The sequence below is a fragment of the Marinobacterium zhoushanense genome (assembly GCF_014641945.1).
In the GTDB taxonomy this organism is placed as follows: Bacteria; Pseudomonadota; Gammaproteobacteria; order Pseudomonadales; family Balneatricaceae; genus Marinobacterium_D; species Marinobacterium_D zhoushanense.
On sequence record NZ_BMIJ01000003.1, the window covers coordinates 58,303 to 73,322 of the forward strand.

At 56.5% G+C, this 15,020-nt stretch carries 14 protein-coding genes and 1 tRNA gene; 14 read left to right on the plus strand and 1 reads right to left on the minus strand.

The annotated features are described in order from the left end of the window. The first annotated feature begins 224 nt into the window (after positions 1 to 224). The 8 genes from IEX40_RS07340 (at position 225) to IEX40_RS07375 (ending at position 5,500) form a co-directional block, all read left to right on the plus strand. The gene (locus IEX40_RS07340; protein ID WP_229680636.1) at positions 225 to 1,238 is read left to right on the plus strand and encodes a DUF2066 domain-containing protein; all 1,014 of its coding nucleotides are present in this window, start codon (positions 225 to 227) and stop codon (positions 1,236 to 1,238) included. A gap of 22 nt (positions 1,239 to 1,260) precedes the next feature. Beyond that, the gene (locus IEX40_RS07345; protein WP_188746851.1) at positions 1,261 to 2,343 is read left to right on the plus strand and encodes an AI-2E family transporter; all 1,083 of its coding nucleotides are present in this window, start codon (positions 1,261 to 1,263) and stop codon (positions 2,341 to 2,343) included. Position 2,344: 1 nt separating this feature from the next. Beyond that, positions 2,345 to 3,052 (plus strand): DnaA regulatory inactivator Hda, encoded by a 708-nt coding sequence (hda, locus tag IEX40_RS07350; protein WP_188746853.1) that lies wholly within the window; start codon positions 2,345 to 2,347, stop codon positions 3,050 to 3,052. A 241-nt stretch (positions 3,053 to 3,293) separates the two neighbouring features. Continuing rightward, the gene (locus tag IEX40_RS07355) at positions 3,294 to 3,533 is read left to right on the plus strand and encodes a hypothetical protein (RefSeq protein WP_188746855.1); all 240 of its coding nucleotides are present in this window, start codon (positions 3,294 to 3,296) and stop codon (positions 3,531 to 3,533) included. 58 nt (positions 3,534 to 3,591) lie between these two features. Further along, a complete protein-coding gene (locus tag IEX40_RS07360) occupies positions 3,592 to 4,293 on the plus strand; it encodes a TIGR01621 family pseudouridine synthase (protein WP_188747691.1) in 702 nt (233 codons plus the stop codon). Between the two features lie 31 nt (positions 4,294 to 4,324). Next, a complete protein-coding gene (locus IEX40_RS07365) occupies positions 4,325 to 4,540 on the plus strand; it encodes a hypothetical protein (protein WP_188746857.1) in 216 nt (71 codons plus the stop codon). Positions 4,541 to 4,556: 16 nt separating this feature from the next. Further along, positions 4,557 to 5,351, plus strand: coding sequence for a tRNA cyclic N6-threonylcarbamoyladenosine(37) synthase TcdA (gene tcdA / locus IEX40_RS07370; RefSeq protein ID WP_188746859.1), 795 nt, complete (start codon positions 4,557 to 4,559; stop codon positions 5,349 to 5,351). 75 nt (positions 5,352 to 5,426) lie between these two features. Next, positions 5,427 to 5,500: transfer RNA gene (locus IEX40_RS07375), tRNA-Gly, on the plus strand. Between the two features lie 174 nt (positions 5,501 to 5,674). Here IEX40_RS07375 and gltA read toward each other — a convergent pair. After that, a complete protein-coding gene (gene gltA / locus IEX40_RS07380; protein WP_188746860.1) occupies positions 5,675 to 6,955 on the minus strand; it encodes a citrate synthase in 1,281 nt (426 codons plus the stop codon). A gap of 434 nt (positions 6,956 to 7,389) precedes the next feature. Between gltA and sdhC the strand changes: the two genes are divergently transcribed. The 6 genes from sdhC (at position 7,390) to odhB (ending at position 14,999) form a co-directional block, all read left to right on the plus strand. Further along, a complete protein-coding gene (gene sdhC, locus IEX40_RS07385) occupies positions 7,390 to 7,767 on the plus strand; it encodes a succinate dehydrogenase, cytochrome b556 subunit (protein ID WP_188746862.1) in 378 nt (125 codons plus the stop codon). Then, positions 7,761 to 8,108: a succinate dehydrogenase, hydrophobic membrane anchor protein gene (gene sdhD / locus IEX40_RS07390; RefSeq protein WP_188746864.1), complete on the plus strand. Its 348-nt coding sequence runs from the start codon at positions 7,761 to 7,763 to the stop codon at positions 8,106 to 8,108. The genes sdhC and sdhD overlap by 7 nt, the downstream gene beginning before the upstream one ends. Before the next feature lie 3 nt (positions 8,109 to 8,111). Then, entirely contained in the window at positions 8,112 to 9,884 is a 1,773-nt protein-coding gene (sdhA, locus tag IEX40_RS07395; RefSeq protein ID WP_188746866.1) for a succinate dehydrogenase flavoprotein subunit, read from the plus strand. A 12-nt stretch (positions 9,885 to 9,896) separates the two neighbouring features. After that, a complete protein-coding gene (locus tag IEX40_RS07400; RefSeq protein ID WP_188746868.1) occupies positions 9,897 to 10,601 on the plus strand; it encodes a succinate dehydrogenase iron-sulfur subunit in 705 nt (234 codons plus the stop codon). A 294-nt stretch (positions 10,602 to 10,895) separates the two neighbouring features. Then, positions 10,896 to 13,727, plus strand: a complete 2,832-nt coding sequence (locus tag IEX40_RS07405) for a 2-oxoglutarate dehydrogenase E1 component (RefSeq protein ID WP_188746870.1) — start codon at positions 10,896 to 10,898, stop codon at positions 13,725 to 13,727. A 48-nt stretch (positions 13,728 to 13,775) separates the two neighbouring features. After that, complete coding sequence (odhB, locus tag IEX40_RS07410; RefSeq protein WP_188746872.1) at positions 13,776 to 14,999, plus strand: 2-oxoglutarate dehydrogenase complex dihydrolipoyllysine-residue succinyltransferase; 1,224 nt, start codon at positions 13,776 to 13,778, stop codon at positions 14,997 to 14,999. Positions 15,000 to 15,020 lie beyond the last annotated feature (21 nt).

Here is a 15,020-nt window from a genome sequence, read left to right on the forward strand (position 1 = left end):
CGGGAAGAGTAGCATTTAAGAAGGCGCCTAGTTTACAGCGCGCAGTAGGGGTAAGGCCAGTTTTAGAGCCTCGCTTTGTCGATGCCGATATCGGTGGCGCTGGCTGCATGGCGCCGTTTGTGTGATAGAGTTGTGCCGGCGCACAGGGTTCCGGCTGATGATCGGGGTTTAATGTGCATGATATATACGAAGACGGTCGCCAGTTGCCAGGGGAAGAGGCAGAGATGTATTCCGCACAGTTAGTCCGCGTAATCCAATACGGGATCCTGTTTTTATTGTTCGCAGGGGGCGCTGCGTCTGCCGCGCAGGTCACTGGGCTTTACAGTGCTAGTGTAGACGCGGATACGCCGGTTGAGCGTCGCGTTGAGAATGCGTTGGCTCAGGTCTTGGTCAAGGTCAGTGGCCATCGCGATATCATGCAGCGTCCGGAAACCCAGACCTTGCTTGATAACGCCAGCTTGCTGCAACAGGCGCAGGCGGACGAACGGAGCATAGGCTTCGATCCGGTCGGTCTGAAGAATCTCATGAGTAGCTTAGGCTTGCCGGTGTTGCCCGATGATCGGCCAGAGCTGCTTGTGTGGCTTGCGCAAGATAATGGCGAAGTGGCTGAGCTGGTAGAATCCGGTGGCGATATCTACGGAGAGATCTATCTCGCCATGCAGCAGCGAGGCGTTCCTCTGCGCCAGCCGCTGCTCGATCTGACCGACCAACTGGCGCTTACCGCCCAGGACCTGTTAAGCGGAGATCCCAGTGTGTTGCAGCAGGCTTCGGCTCGCTATCAACCGGATGCCATTCTTGTCGGGGTGCGCAAGGGGGCAGCATTGAGCTGGACCCTGTGGTGGGATGGACGGCAGATTCGTGAGCAAAGCGCTACCGAGCCCCCGGCACTGCATCAGGTTGCGCATGCGTTGGCAGATCAGGTGTTGGGTATACGTGATCTCGAGCAGGAGTCCTCCGTACAGGGTACGCTGGTACCTGAGCCGGTCGGTGCATTCCAGCCGGACGGTATAACGCTTGAAATAGAGGGGGTCGCAACGTCTGCAGCCTATCTGGATCTTACCGGTTGGATACGCCGGCAACCCGGAGTACTGCAACTCTATACAGCGGGGCAAAACGGTCAGCGTCTGACGCTGATTGTGCAATTCGAGGGCGGTAGCGGTGCACTGGGGCAGTTGCTGGCGCAGAATCCGCAGTTGATGTACGAGACTGAAGGGCGTTATCGATGGATAGGGCTCTGAAGCCTTAAAAGGGGGAACAAGGATGAGCGAATCCCAACGTTGGTTTCTTCTGATTACGCTGGTCGTGGCCTGCGGGTTGGTCTATCTGCTTGCACCGATCCTGTCGCCCTTTCTGATTGGGGCGTTGCTGGCCTATCTGACCGACCCCATCGCCGACCGCTTGGAGGCGAAGAAGTTAAGTAGAACCCAGTCCGTGGTTCTGGTGTTCATTGTATTGACGCTGTTACTGGTGTTGGCGGTGCTGCTGTTAATCCCTCAATTGACTGAGCAGATCCAGACCATGGTGCGGCAGGTGCCCGCCGTTATCGAGGTATTGCATGGTCGTTTGTTGCCTTGGATCGAGCAGAATACGGGGCTCAGTATCGACCGGCCCGATCTGGAGAGTGTCCGGCAGCTGTTCGCTCAGTATTGGCAGCAGACCGGTAGCGTTGCGGCCAAGTTGATGGGCGGTATTACCCGTTCGGGGTTGGCGTTGGCGGGTTGGGTCGCCAATCTGGTGTTGATTCCCGTGGTTACCTTCTATCTGTTGCGTGACTGGGATGTGATGATGGCGAACATTCAACATCTGCTGCCGCGTAACCTCGAGCCCAAGGTGACGCTTTGGGCGCGTGAGTGCGACGAGGTGCTGGGGGCTTTCGTTAAGGGGCAGTTGCTGGTGATGCTGGCACTTGGCGTAGTGTATGCCACCGGTTTATGGATCGTTGGGCTTGATCTCGCGCTGTTGATTGGTATGCTTGCCGGCCTCGCCAGTATCGTGCCGTACATGGGGTTCATCATCGGTATCCTGGTGGCAGGTGTAGCGGCCTATGTGCAGTTCCAGGAGCCAACCATACTGGCCTGGGTCGGACTGGTGTTCGCAATCGGCCAGATGCTGGAAGGGATGGTATTGACTCCGCTGCTGGTTGGCGACCGTATCGGGCTGCATCCGGTGGCGGTGATCTTTGCGATCATGGCGGGCGGTCAGCTGTTCGGCTTTGTCGGTATACTGCTGGCGCTGCCTGTTGCGGCGGTGATCATGGTACTGTTGCGCCACCTGCACGATGGGTACAAGAAAAGTCGGTTGTACAGTACCGACGAGCCGGAACAAACCGGTGAAGTAGAGTGAAATGACGACGAAAAAGGCTCCAATTCAGCTTCCTCTTGGAATTACCTTGCGGGACGATGCTCGCTTCGAGAACTTTGTCAGCGGGGAGAATGGGCTTGCCTGCGCCCAGCTCGAACAGGCGGCCCGTGGCGAGGGGGAGCAGTATATCTATCTTTGGGGTCATCAGGGCGTCGGCTGTTCTCATCTGTTGCAGTCCTGTTGCCACGCCGCAGATCCGGTACGAAGGACTGCCGTATACCTGCCGCTTGCCGAGTTGAGCTACGCGGGTCCCGAACTGCTGGACGATCTCGACCAGCTGCAGATCGTTTGCATCGATAATCTTGAGCAGATAGCCGGCCTGCCGCAATGGGAGGAGGCGCTGTTCCATCTGTTCAACCGCATGCGGGCCGCCAACAACGTGCTCGTACTTGCGGCCGATCGTTCGCCGCGCTCGCTCGGTGTCAAACTACCCGACCTGGAGTCGCGCTTGAATTGGGGGCTGGTGTTCCAGGTCAGGCCGCTCGACGATGCGACTAAAGAGGTGGCGCTAAAATCGCGGGCCCGGGCGAGGGGGTTACAGCTCTCGGATGAGGTTGTGCGTTACCTGATGCATCATGGCAGTCGGGATATGGCAAACCTGCTGGTCACATTGGATCGGCTCGATCGGGAATCGCTCAGTGCCCAGCGGCGCATTACAGTTCCCTTCGTAAAACAGGTGATGGACTGGTAGCAACCCGGCCCGTTGTCATCTGCATTTAACCCAGGATTTATATGCTGTACCGATCGAGTCAAACTCAGTCGGGTATTCAGTTATGGGGCATTCTGCGAGGCAGGGCCAGATCGAAGCGGGGAGTGCTGGCCAGTATGTTCTCCAGTTGGCTGATGTGCCTATGACGTTGGCGCATAGGGTCTCGCCTCAGCGGGGATACGTGCCGGCGCTCGCCCGGCATTGGTTCAGAGGTAGTGTCGCGATGGCGCCGTCCTGTTTGCTGATCTCCAGTGCCGGCCTGGTGATCATGGAACTCTTGATCCCTCCCGAGATCGACTACTGCTGCCTGAGCCTCGAGCTGCCGACGCCGGCCTGCCTGGAGTTGATGATCGATGCCGATTATTGTACCCGTCAGTTGCGAGGGCTATGGGAGCTAAGGCTATATACCGCTGAAGCTGAGCGGGTGGCTGGCTACCTGGATGGGGCGTCTCGCTCAGCTTGAACTGGTTGTGACTTTTGGTGACAATCGCCTGTCAATTCGCAACTCTTCCCCTCATCACATGTATCAGCTCATTGCTCAGACCGAGCAGTTTATCGTTATCAGTAAAGATCCTGGCGTCAGTGTGCATCGTGACCAATCCGACAAAGGCTTGGTGATGCAGCTGGAGCAGGAGTTGGGCATCAAACTGTGGCTCGTGCATCGCCTGGATCGGATCACCTCCGGCGTGATGCTGTTGGCGACCTCTGCAGAGGCATGTAACCAACTGGCTGAGCTTTTTCGTCAGCGGCGGGTCGAGAAATATTACATCGCGTTGAGTGATCGCAAGCCGAATAAGAAACAGGGGCGAGTGATCGGCGATATGCTCAAGGGGCGGCGGGGTGGTTGGCGCTTGGCGCGTACCCGGGAAAATCCGGCCATTACCGAATTTTACAGCCGCTCAGCCGGTGAGGGGGGGCGGTTGTTGCTGTGTCGTCCGAGTACAGGCCAGACCCATCAGATCCGGGTGGCGATGAAGAGTGTGGGCGCGCCGATCATCGGCGATCCGCTCTATCATGAGCACATGGAGCCGGCGCCCGATAGGGGCTATCTGCATGCCTGGCAGCTCAGCTTTGAGTTGGCCGGGCGGGCATATCATTATGTCGCCGAGCCTGACCGGGGGCAGCTGTTCCGCCTCGAGTCGGTTCGCGAGGCTTTGGCGGCCTGGGATCCAGCGTCTATGCGTTGGCATGAGGCTGGATCCCGGGATACGCCGGCGGTATGATGCGGCAGATTTACTGTAGGCAGTCTGTGTGATGAGTGAGCCCCCCATTTCCCGCGATTTTTTTGCCCGGGACGCCGAAGAGCAAGCCCTTTTCCTGCACGAAACCTGGTGTGACCACTGTCAGCAGCTCAATCTCGGCATGCGTGACCCGATCGAATATGAGCTGCACGGCATCGTCTTCATCGAGGGACGTTGCTGTCAGTGTGGTGAGGTTGTACTGACTGAGCTCACCGACGACGATTTCTAGCCGCGAGAGGTACCCTGTGGACGATCAGCGACAGCGTTTTGGTGGAACCGTCCGTCTCTATGGGCATGAGGCGGTCGACCTGTACCGCAATAGTCATATCGCAGTCGTTGGCGTCGGCGGTGTCGGTTCATGGGTGGCGGAGGCGTTGGCGCGCTCGGCGGTCGGCGAAGTGACGCTGATCGATCTGGACGATGTGTGCGTGACCAATACCAATCGTCAGATCCATGCGCTTAACTCAACCATCGGTCAATCGAAGGTTGCGGTGATGGCGGAGCGTATGCGTGATATCAACCCCGACTGCCTGGTGCATGAGGAGGAGGCATTCGTCAGTCGGGATAATGTTGATGAGCTGATTCATGATGGCTTTGATTACGTCATCGATGCGATCGATGCGGTGGGCGTCAAGGCGGCGATGATTGCGCACTGTAAACGCAGGAAGATCCCGATTATCACGGTTGGTGGTGCTGGTGGACAGGTCGATCCCACGCGTATTGCGATTACTGATCTCAGTCGTACCGAGCACGACCCTCTGGCTGCCAAGCTGCGCAACCTGCTGCGGCGGCACTACGGCTTCAGCAAGAGCGGGCGCCGGTTCGCGGTTGACTGTGTCTACTCCACAGAGCAGTTGCGCTATCCTCAGCCTGACGGCTCTGTTTGCCAGCAGAAAACCCTGCATGAAGGCCAGACACGGCTGGATTGCTCGGGCGGATTCGGTGCCTCAACCTGTGTTACGGCGACCTTTGGCTTTGTTGCGGTCTCTCGGGTATTGCAAAAACTTTATGAACGGCATCAGCGGCTTACGGCCGGATGATGGTTGGTGCGACAGGCTGAAAGCGCTGTTGCGCCCGTTCGCTGGACTATGCTTTAATCCAGTCACTCCTTTCGCGCGGGTGTAGTTCAATGGTAGAACGGGAGCTTCCCAAGCTCTTAACGTGGGTTCGATTCCCATCACCCGCTCCAGCTTCTCTTCTCTTGTGTAACAGTCCTTAGGCGCATATCGGCTTCAGCTGAGTGGCGGGCGTGTCGCTGTCTCTGCGTAAACGTCGGAAGTGTATGCGATCACGCAAAACTGATTACTATGGCTGGAAACAAAACTGCCCGCGAATGCGGGCAGTTTGGCCAAACTATATGCGATTACTTGCTCGGGTAATCGCGGAACTTTGGTCCTGTGTAGAGCTGGCGTGGGCGCCCGATCTTGTTCGGGCTGGAGTGGAACTCGTTCCAGTGTGAGATCCAGCCGATGGTGCGCGACAGTGCGAAGATTACGGTGAACATGCTGGTCGGAATGCCGATTGCCTTCAAGATAATGCCTGAGTAGAAGTCGACGTTCGGGTAAAGCTTGCGCTCTACGAAATAGTCGTCTTCCAGGGCGATCTGCTCGAGACGCTTGGCAATCTTCAGCAACGGATCGTTTTCGATTCCAAGTTCCGCCAGAACTTCGTCGCAGGTCTGCTTCATGACCTTGGCGCGCGGGTCGAAGTTGCGATATACGCGGTGACCGAAGCCCATCAGGCGGAACGGATCGTTGGGATCCTTGGCGCGCTCGATAAACTCGGGGATGTTTGCTTCGTCACCGATCTCTTCGAGCATGACGAGTACGGCTTCGTTGGCGCCGCCGTGGGCAGGTCCCCAGAGGGCTGCGATACCGGCTGCGATACAGGCGAACGGGTTGGCCCCGGAGGAGCCGGCAAGACGTACAGTGGAGGTGGATGCGTTCTGTTCATGATCTGCGTGCAATACGAAGATCTTGTCCATGGCGCGTGCCAGGGTCGGGCTTACCTTGTACTCACCGCAGGGGGTGGCGAACATCATGTGCAGGAAGTTTTCTGCATAGCTCAGTTCGTTGCGCGGATACATGAACGGCTGGCCGATGGAGTACTTGTAACACATCGCTGCCAGGGTTGGCATCTTCGCGATCAGGCGATAGGCGCAAACTTCACGGTGGTGGGCATCGTTGATGTCCAGAGAATCGTGGTAGAAGGCGGACAGGGCGCCAACGCAGGCCACCATGATCGCCATTGGGTGCGCATCGCGACGGAAGCCATTGAAGAAGTGGCTCATCTGCTCGTGCACCATGGTGTGGTTGGAGACGATGTTGACGAACTCTTCTTTCTCTTCAGGTGTCGGTAGCTCGCCATTGAGCAGCAGGTAGCAGACTTCCAGGTAGTCAGAGTGGTTGGCCAGTTGCTCGATCGGGTAGCCGCCGTGCAGCAGGATGCCTTTGCCGCCATCTATATAGGTCAGCTTGGATTCGCAAGCCGCTGTTGATACGAACCCGGGGTCATAGGTGAACAGGCCTTGTCCGGTTAAAGGACGGACATCGATAACGTCCGGGCCTTCTGTTCCGCTATACACTGGAAGTTCGATCTCTCCTTCCAGACCATCGACTGTCAAACGTGCTTTCTTGTCAGCCATTCGAGGCTCCTATCATTCAGTTGTAATAGCTGCGACTTGTTGTCAGCCGCTTGTCTCCGGCGTACAGGATCAGCTGTACCCCCGAATTAAGTGAGCATCCACTATAGTGTTTGAAGCGTGATTGTCAATTTAGTCATTGGGTTAATATGCTGCAATGCATCATGAGGAAAATTGCAATCCAATCAATGTCGTCCCGCCGTTCGGTCGGTGCGCATTTCAACTGACCTTTTGTGCTGCTGGGGTATTGGACATAAGGCTAATGCGGGCGTCGCTTCATTGTGTTCGCAGGGCGAAGTGTCTATACTCCGGCTCCTGAAATAGCTCCTAAAGCAAAATAATAATTGAGCTCATTTCAGCATCTCGAGGTACTACTCTCTGAGCACTTCCAAGCAACCGAGCCTTGCAACAGGGCCGCAAGAGTGTGAACTAGAGCCGTGAACAAAAAAAGACCTGTAAACCTAGATCTGCGAACTATTAAACAGCCACTACCGGCGATTACTTCCATCCTGCACCGTGTATCGGGTGTTGCGCTGTTCTTTGGCGCCATCTTCATGGTGTACGCGTTGGGATTGTCGCTGGAATCTCCGCAGGGCTTTGCTGAAGCCCAGGAGATGCTCCAGGAATCCTTCCTGGCAAAACTCATTGCATGGGGTCTGGTATCAGCGCTGCTTTACCATTTCTTTGCAGGGATCAAGCATCTGATTATGGATGCTGGCTTCTGTGAAGAGCTGGAGAGCGGTCAGCGTGCAGCTAAAGTCACGCTGATTGTTGCGGTGGTAGCAATCCTTCTGGCGGGGGTGTGGATATGGTAACAAGTATTACAAGCTTCGGCCGCAGCGGTCTGTATGACTGGATGATGCAGCGTATTACCGCCGTCATCCTGCTGACTTACACCGTTTTCATGATTGGCTACCTGCTGTTCAACCCGGATCTGGATTACAACCAGTGGAGAGGGCTTTTCGATGGTACCGGTATGCGTATTTTCTCGCTGCTGGCTCTGCTCTCTATGGTAGCTCATGCCTGGATCGGCATGTGGTCGGTTTCCACTGACTATATCAAGCCGACCGGTGCTCGTTTCGTATTCCAGTCCGTATGTGGCCTGCTGGCGTTTATCTACGTTGTGTGGGGCATCCAGATTCTTTGGGGTATCTAAGACATGTCTAAACTGCGTACGCTCTCTTTCGACGCGATTGTGGTCGGCGGTGGCGGTGCGGGCATGCGTGCTGCACTGCAGCTGGCACAGTCCGGCTTGAACACTGCTTGTGTGACCAAGGTTTTCCCAACTCGTTCCCACACCGTTTCTGCTCAGGGTGGTATCACCTGTGCGATCGCCAGTGCCGATCCTAACGATGACTGGCGCTGGCATATGTACGACACCGTCAAGGGCTCCGATTATATCGGTGACCAGGACGCTATCGAGTACATGTGCTCAGTCGGTCCGCAGGCGGTATTTGAGCTGGATCACATGGGGTTGCCGTTCTCCCGCACTGAAACCGGTCGTATCTATCAGCGCCCGTTCGGCGGTCAGTCCAAGAACTTCGGTGAGGGTGGTCAGGCTGCTCGTACCTGTGCTGCTGCCGACCGTACCGGTCATGCACTGCTGCATACCCTGTATCAGGCCAACATGAAGGCGGGTACTACCTTCCTGAATGAATGGTATGCCGTCGATCTGGTCAAGAATGCCGATGGCGCGGTCGTTGGCTGTATCGCTATCTGCATCGAGACAGGTGAAACCGTCTACATCAAAGCCAAGGCAACCGTGCTGGCGACTGGTGGTGCCGGTCGTATCTATGCCTCAACTACCAACGCGCTGATCAATACCGGCGATGGTGTCGGCATGGCCCTGCGCGCGGGTGTGCCGGCGCAGGATATGGAGATGTGGCAATTCCACCCGACCGGTATCGCCGGTGCGGGCGTTCTCGTAACCGAGGGCTGCCGCGGTGAAGGTGGTTACCTGATCAATAAGAACGGCGAGCGCTTCATGGAGCGTTATGCGCCGAACGCGAAAGATCTGGCCGGTCGTGATGTTGTGGCTCGCTCGATGATCCTGGAGATTCTGGCCGGTAATGGTGCCGGTGAGAACGGTGATTACGTGTTCCTGAAGCTCGATCACCTGGGTGAAGAGGTTCTGCACTCACGTCTGCCTGGTATCTGTGAGCTGTCCAAGACCTTCGCGGCGGTCGATCCGGTGAAGGAGCCGATTCCGGTAGTGCCGACCTGTCACTACATGATGGGTGGTCTTGCCACCAATATTGGCGGTCAGGTAATTGCGCCGGATGCCGAGGGCAACGACCAGATCATCAATGGTCTGTACGCCTGTGGTGAGGTGGCGTGTGTGTCCGTACACGGTGCCAACCGTCTCGGCGGTAATTCCCTGCTTGACCTGGTGGTGTTCGGTCGTGCCGCGGGTATGCAGATCGAGCAGCAGATGCGTGAAGGTTACGAAGTGGCCGATGCGACAGATGCCGATATCGAAGCTGCGATGTCACGCCTGAATCGCGTGAACAATAGCACTGGCGGTGAAAGTATTGCGGACGTGCGCAAGGATCTGCAGAGCACCATGCAGCTCTACTTCGGCGTGTTCCGCGATGGTGAGAGCATGGAGAAGGGGCTTGAGCTGCTTCGGGGTATCCGTGAGCGCGTTGCCAATGTCCATCTGGAAGATAAGAGTCAGGCGTTTAATACCTCCCGTATTGAGGCGCTTGAGCTTGAGAACTTGATGGAAGTGGCCGAGGCGACCGCTATTGCGGCGGTGGAGCGCAAAGAGTCTCGCGGTGCACATGCCCGTAATGACTACACTGAGCGTGATGACGAGAACTGGCTGTGCCACTCTGTCTTCTTCCCGCAGGATAAGCGCATCGGTAAGCGTGCGGTTAACTTTGCACCGAAGACGATGGAGCCGTTCCCGCCGAAAGTTCGAACCTATTAAGGGGCTGGTACGATGCTGGTAAGTGTATATCGCTATAACCCTGAGATTGATGACGCGCCGTACATGCAGGATGTCCATATCGATATCCCGGGCGGCAAGGACATCATGGTGCTGGATCTGCTCCAGCTGCTGAAAGAGAAAGATTCCACGCTGGCCTATCGTCGCTCTTGCCGTGAAGGTGTTTGCGGTTCCGACGGTATGAACATGAATGGCAAGAACGGCCTGGCCTGTATCACGCCGCTGTCAGCTGTGGTTGAGGCCGATAAGCTGGTGCTGCGCCCGCTGCCGGGCCTGCCGGTGATTCGTGACCTGGTGGTCGATATGACCCAGTTCTATCGCCAGTATGAGAAGATCAAGCCTTACTTGATCAACAATACACCGGCGCCGGCTATCGAGCGTCTGCAGTCGCCGGAAGAGCGTGCTGAGCTGGATGGTCTGTACGAGTGTATTCTCTGTGCATGCTGTTCAACCGCCTGTCCGTCGTTCTGGTGGAATCCGGACAAGTTTGTCGGGCCTTCTGGTCTGCTGCAGGCTTACCGTTTCCTGGCGGATAGTCGTGATACGGCGACTCGCGAGCGTCTGGCTGATCTGGACGACCCGTTCAGCGTATTCCGTTGCCACGGGATCATGAACTGCGTCAATGTCTGTCCGAAGGGGCTTAACCCCACCAAGGCGATCGGCAAGATTCGAAACATGCTGATCCAGCAGGCGACCTGATCCGGGTCTTGAAAAAAGCGGCACCAAGTGCCGCTTTTTCTTTGTCCGCCAGCAGGCAATCCGTCGATGGGTCGGAAAAGGAGAAAAAAGAGGGAACTTTAGTATTATCCGCGACGACAAGCTGTGTTAAGGCTGGATGAAAAGTCGTAGAATATTCCCCGCAATTTTGCGCGACCCGTTAGATTGCAGCTGAATAACAAGTCAGTAATTCAAAGAAGGGGCGGTGGAATTCGTGAGCAGGAAATGGTGCACCCTGAGCGCGCCCTCGACCCCTGAAGCCAGGGTGATATCATAATGCAAGACGGCATAATGGAGCTGATGTGGAAAAATGCCCATCTGTACGGTGGCAACCTTTCCTACGTTGAGCAACTATACGAAACTTATCTGATGGATCCGAACGCCGTTCCACAAGAGTGGCGTGAAGAGTTTGACCGACTCCCTAAAGTCGGTGACAGCATCTCTCAAGACGTTCCCCACTCTCCTATACGGGAACACTTTCTCTATCTCTCCAAGAATCAGAAACGCGCTCAGCCGGTAGCGGTAAGCAGCGTCAGCTCAGAACACGAGAAGAAGCAGGTTCGTGTGCTGCGTATGATCAACGCCTATCGTGTACGTGGTCATCAGGCCGCTAATATCGATCCGTTGAGCTTGCTTGAGCGTGAGCACGTGCCTGATCTGGAACCGCGTTTCCATGAGCTGTCCGAGGCGGATTACGACACCGTATTTCAGCTCGGCTCGCTCTTCTTCGGTAAGGAAGAGGCGCCGCTGAAGGAGATCCTGGCTGATCTTAAGAAAACCTATTGCACCACAGTCGGCGCTGAGTACATGCACATCGTCGACACCCAGGAGAAGCGTTGGATTCAGTCTCGACTGGAGCCCGTTCGCTCTCATCCCGATGTCGAGCACGAAAAGAAATTGATGGTGCTCGAACGCCTGACTGCGGCAGAAGGGCTGGAGAAATATCTAGGATCCCGCTATGCCGGTGCCAAACGCTTCGGTCTCGAGGGCGGCGAGTCCCTCATCGTGTCTTTGAATACGCTGGTCCGTCGAGCCGGTAAGCAGGGCGTGAAAGAGGTTGTTATCGGCATGGCCCACCGTGGCCGCCTTAACACCCTGGTCAACATCTTCGGTAAGAACCCGGCTGAACTGTTCGGCGAGTTCGAAGGTAAGAAGCTGGTTGAGACCTCTGGCGACGTGAAATACCACCAGGGCTTCTCCTCCAACGTCATGACCGAGGGCGGTGAGGTGCATCTGGCGATGGCGTTCAACCCGTCGCATCTCGAGATCGCCGCGCCGGTGGTTGAGGGTTCTGTGCGTGCACGACAGGATCGCCGCAAGGATACTGTCGGCGATACCGTGCTGCCGGTGAACCTGCACGGTGATGCTGCTTTTGCGGGCCAGGGTGTGGTCATGGAGACGCTGCAGATGTCTCAGACCCGTGCCTACAAGACCGGTGGCACCATCCATATCGTCATTAACAACCAGGTTGGCTTCACCACTTCCAAGAAGGAAGATGCGCGCTCCACCGAGTACTGTACTGACGTTGCGAAAATGGTTCAGGCGCCTATTTTCCACGTAAATGGCGATGATGCGGAAGCGGTGCGTTTCGTGACCCAGTTGGCGGTAGATTACCGCAACGAGTTCAAGAAAGACGTGGTTATCGATCTGGTCTGCTACCGTCGTCGCGGCCATAACGAAGCGGACGAGCCGTCTGGCACTCAGCCGCTGATGTACGCCAAGATCAAGAACCATAAAACCACTCGCACGATCTACGCTGAGCAGTTGGTCAGCGAAGGCGTGATCTCGGCCGAAGAGGCTGCCGAGATGGAGAAGGAGTATCGGCGCGCGCTGGAAAACGGCGAGCATGTGGCCAAGTCGCTGGTGCTGGAACCCAACACCGAGCTGTTTGTGGACTGGCGCCCCTACCTGGGCCATGAGTGGAGCTTCGAGTGCGACACGCGTGTCGACATGAAGCTGCTGCAGGAACTGGCGAACAAGACCTGCGAAGTGCCGGAAGGCTTCGCTGTGCAGCGTCAGGTACAGAAGATCTACGAAGATCGCAAGAAGATGGCGGCCGGTGCCATGGAAGCCAACTGGGGCTTTGCTGAGACTCTGGCATATGCCACTCTGCTGGCAGAGGGCTACCCAATTCGCCTGACCGGTCAGGACGTTGGCCGTGGTACCTTCTCGCACCGTCACGCCGTGCTGCATAACCAGAAAGATGCATCGACCTACGTATCGTTGCAGAATCTGGCCGATGAGCAGCCACCGTTCGATATCTATGATTCATTGCTCTCGGAAGAGGCGGTGCTTGGTTTCGAATACGGCTATGCCACCACCACGCCCAATGCGCTGGTGATCTGGGAAGCGCAGTTTGGTGACTTCGCCAACGGCGCGCAGGTCGTTATCGACCAGTTCATTACCTCCGGTGAGCAGAAATGGCAGCGTCTGTGCGGCCTGACCATGCTGCTGCCGCACGGTTTTGAAGGACAGGGGCCGGAGCACTCCTCTGCGCGTCTGGAACGCTTCCTGCAGCTGTGCGCCGAACACAACATTCAGGTTTGTGTGCCGACTACACCGGCGCAGATCTTCCATCTGCTGCGTCGTCAGGTCGTGCGTCCGCTGCGTAAGCCGTTGGTTGTGATGTCACCGAAGTCGCTGCTGCGTCATAAGCAGGCTATCTCTACGCTTGAAGATCTAGCAGACGGTGGTTTCCAGCCGGTGATCCCGGAAGTCGATGCTCTTGACCCGAAAAAGGTCAAGCGCCTGGTACTGTGTAGCGGCAAGGTCTACTACGACCTGTACAACCGTCGCACCGAGTTGGCGAAAGACGACGTGGCGATTCTGCGTATCGAGCAGCTCTATCCGTTCCCGGAAGATATCCTGCTTGAAACGATCAGCCAGTACAGCAACCTGGAATCAGTGGTGTGGTGTCAGGAAGAGCCGATGAATCAGGGCGCCTGGTACTGCAGCCAGCATCACATGCGTAACGTATTGCACAAGCTCGACCCCAAACTTTACCTGGATGGGGTGGGTCGTCCGCACGCGGCGGCACCGGCTGTTGGCTATATCTCTGTTCATCTTGAGCAGCAGGAAAAGCTGGTCAACGAGGCAATCAACGGTTAATGACAGTTCGTTAGCAGAAAAAACGAGCACAGTATTTAAGGAAATAGCATGTCCATCGATATCAAAGCGCCAACTTTTCCGGAGTCCGTAGCGGACGGTACCGTTGCAACCTGGCACAAGCAGCCTGGAGAGGCCTGCTCTGCTGATGAGCTGATTGTCGATATCGAGACCGATAAAGTGGTTCTCGAGGTCGTTGCACCAGCTGATGGTGTGATCAAGGAGATCGTGAAAGGCGAAGGCGACACCGTACTCAGCGACGAGGTCATCGCGATCTTTGAAGAGGGTGCTGCCGGTAGTTCCGCATCAGCCTCTGCGCCGGCTGCTGCGGAAAGCAGCGCCGAAGCTCCGGCTGGCGAAACCGGTGAGGGCGACAAGATCGGCCCGGCGGCTCGTAAGCTGATTGACGAGAACAACCTGGATGCCAAGTCGATTCCTGCTACCGGCAAGAACGGCGGGATCACTAAAGAGGATGTTCTGAACTATCTGAAGAACAAGCCTGCTGCGCCTGCTGCTGCGCCGGCTGCCGCCCCAGCGGCTGCGGCTGCCACGGTCAGTGTTCCGGCTGGTGAGCGCACCGAAAAGCGTGTGCCGATGACGCGTCTGCGCGCGACCATCGCCAAGCGTCTGGTTGAAGCACAGCAGAATGCCGCCATGTTGACCACCTACAATGAGGTTAACATGAAGCCGGTCATGGATCTGCGCAAGCAGTACAAGGATCTGTTCGAGAAGACCCACAACGGTACCCGTCTGGGCTTCATGTCCTTCTTCGTCAAGGCGGCTACCGAAGCGCTCAAGCGGTTCCCGGCTGTTAACGCCTCTATCGACGGTAACGACATGGTTTACCACGGTTATCAGGATATCGGTGTGGCCGTATCCACCGACCGCGGTCTGATGGTGCCGGTTCTGCGTGATACCGACAGCATGAGCCTGGCTGACGTCGAAGCCACCATTGCGGACTTCGGTAAGCGTGGTCGTGACGGTAAGCTGGGTATGGACGATATGCAGGGCGGTACCTTCACCATTACCAATGGTGGTGTTTTCGGTTCTCTGATGTCCACTCCGATCCTGAACCCGCCGCAGACTGCGATTCTGGGTATGCACAAGATTCAGGAACGTCCGATGGCGGTAAACGGTCAGGTCGTAATCCTGCCGATGATGTATCTGGCTCTGTCATACGACCATCGTATGATCGATGGCAAGGAGGCGGTACAATTCCTCGTCACCATCAAGGATCTGCTGGAAGATCCGGCGCGTATGCTGCTGGATATCTAAGCGGACTCACAATCGAACGAG

What these genes read in the sequence shown, in the direction of transcription:
- IEX40_RS07340 (WP_229680636.1), top strand. Translation starts at nt 225, where the DNA reads ATGTATTCCGCACAGTTAGTCCGCGTAATCCAATACGGGATCCTGTTT.
- IEX40_RS07345 (WP_188746851.1), top strand. Translation starts at nt 1,261, where the DNA reads ATGAGCGAATCCCAACGTTGGTTTCTTCTGATTACGCTGGTCGTGGCC.
- hda (WP_188746853.1), top strand. Translation starts at nt 2,345, where the DNA reads ATGACGACGAAAAAGGCTCCAATTCAGCTTCCTCTTGGAATTACCTTG.
- IEX40_RS07355 (WP_188746855.1), top strand. Translation starts at nt 3,294, where the DNA reads ATGGCGCCGTCCTGTTTGCTGATCTCCAGTGCCGGCCTGGTGATCATG.
- IEX40_RS07360 (WP_188747691.1), top strand. Translation starts at nt 3,592, where the DNA reads ATGTATCAGCTCATTGCTCAGACCGAGCAGTTTATCGTTATCAGTAAA.
- IEX40_RS07365 (WP_188746857.1), top strand. Translation starts at nt 4,325, where the DNA reads ATGAGTGAGCCCCCCATTTCCCGCGATTTTTTTGCCCGGGACGCCGAA.
- gltA (WP_188746860.1), bottom strand. Translation starts at nt 6,955, where the DNA reads ATGGCTGACAAGAAAGCACGTTTGACAGTCGATGGTCTGGAAGGAGAG.
- sdhD (WP_188746864.1), top strand. Translation starts at nt 7,761, where the DNA reads ATGGTAACAAGTATTACAAGCTTCGGCCGCAGCGGTCTGTATGACTGG.
- sdhA (WP_188746866.1), top strand. Translation starts at nt 8,112, where the DNA reads ATGTCTAAACTGCGTACGCTCTCTTTCGACGCGATTGTGGTCGGCGGT.
- IEX40_RS07400 (WP_188746868.1), top strand. Translation starts at nt 9,897, where the DNA reads ATGCTGGTAAGTGTATATCGCTATAACCCTGAGATTGATGACGCGCCG.
- IEX40_RS07405 (WP_188746870.1), top strand. Translation starts at nt 10,896, where the DNA reads ATGCAAGACGGCATAATGGAGCTGATGTGGAAAAATGCCCATCTGTAC.
- odhB (WP_188746872.1), top strand. Translation starts at nt 13,776, where the DNA reads ATGTCCATCGATATCAAAGCGCCAACTTTTCCGGAGTCCGTAGCGGAC.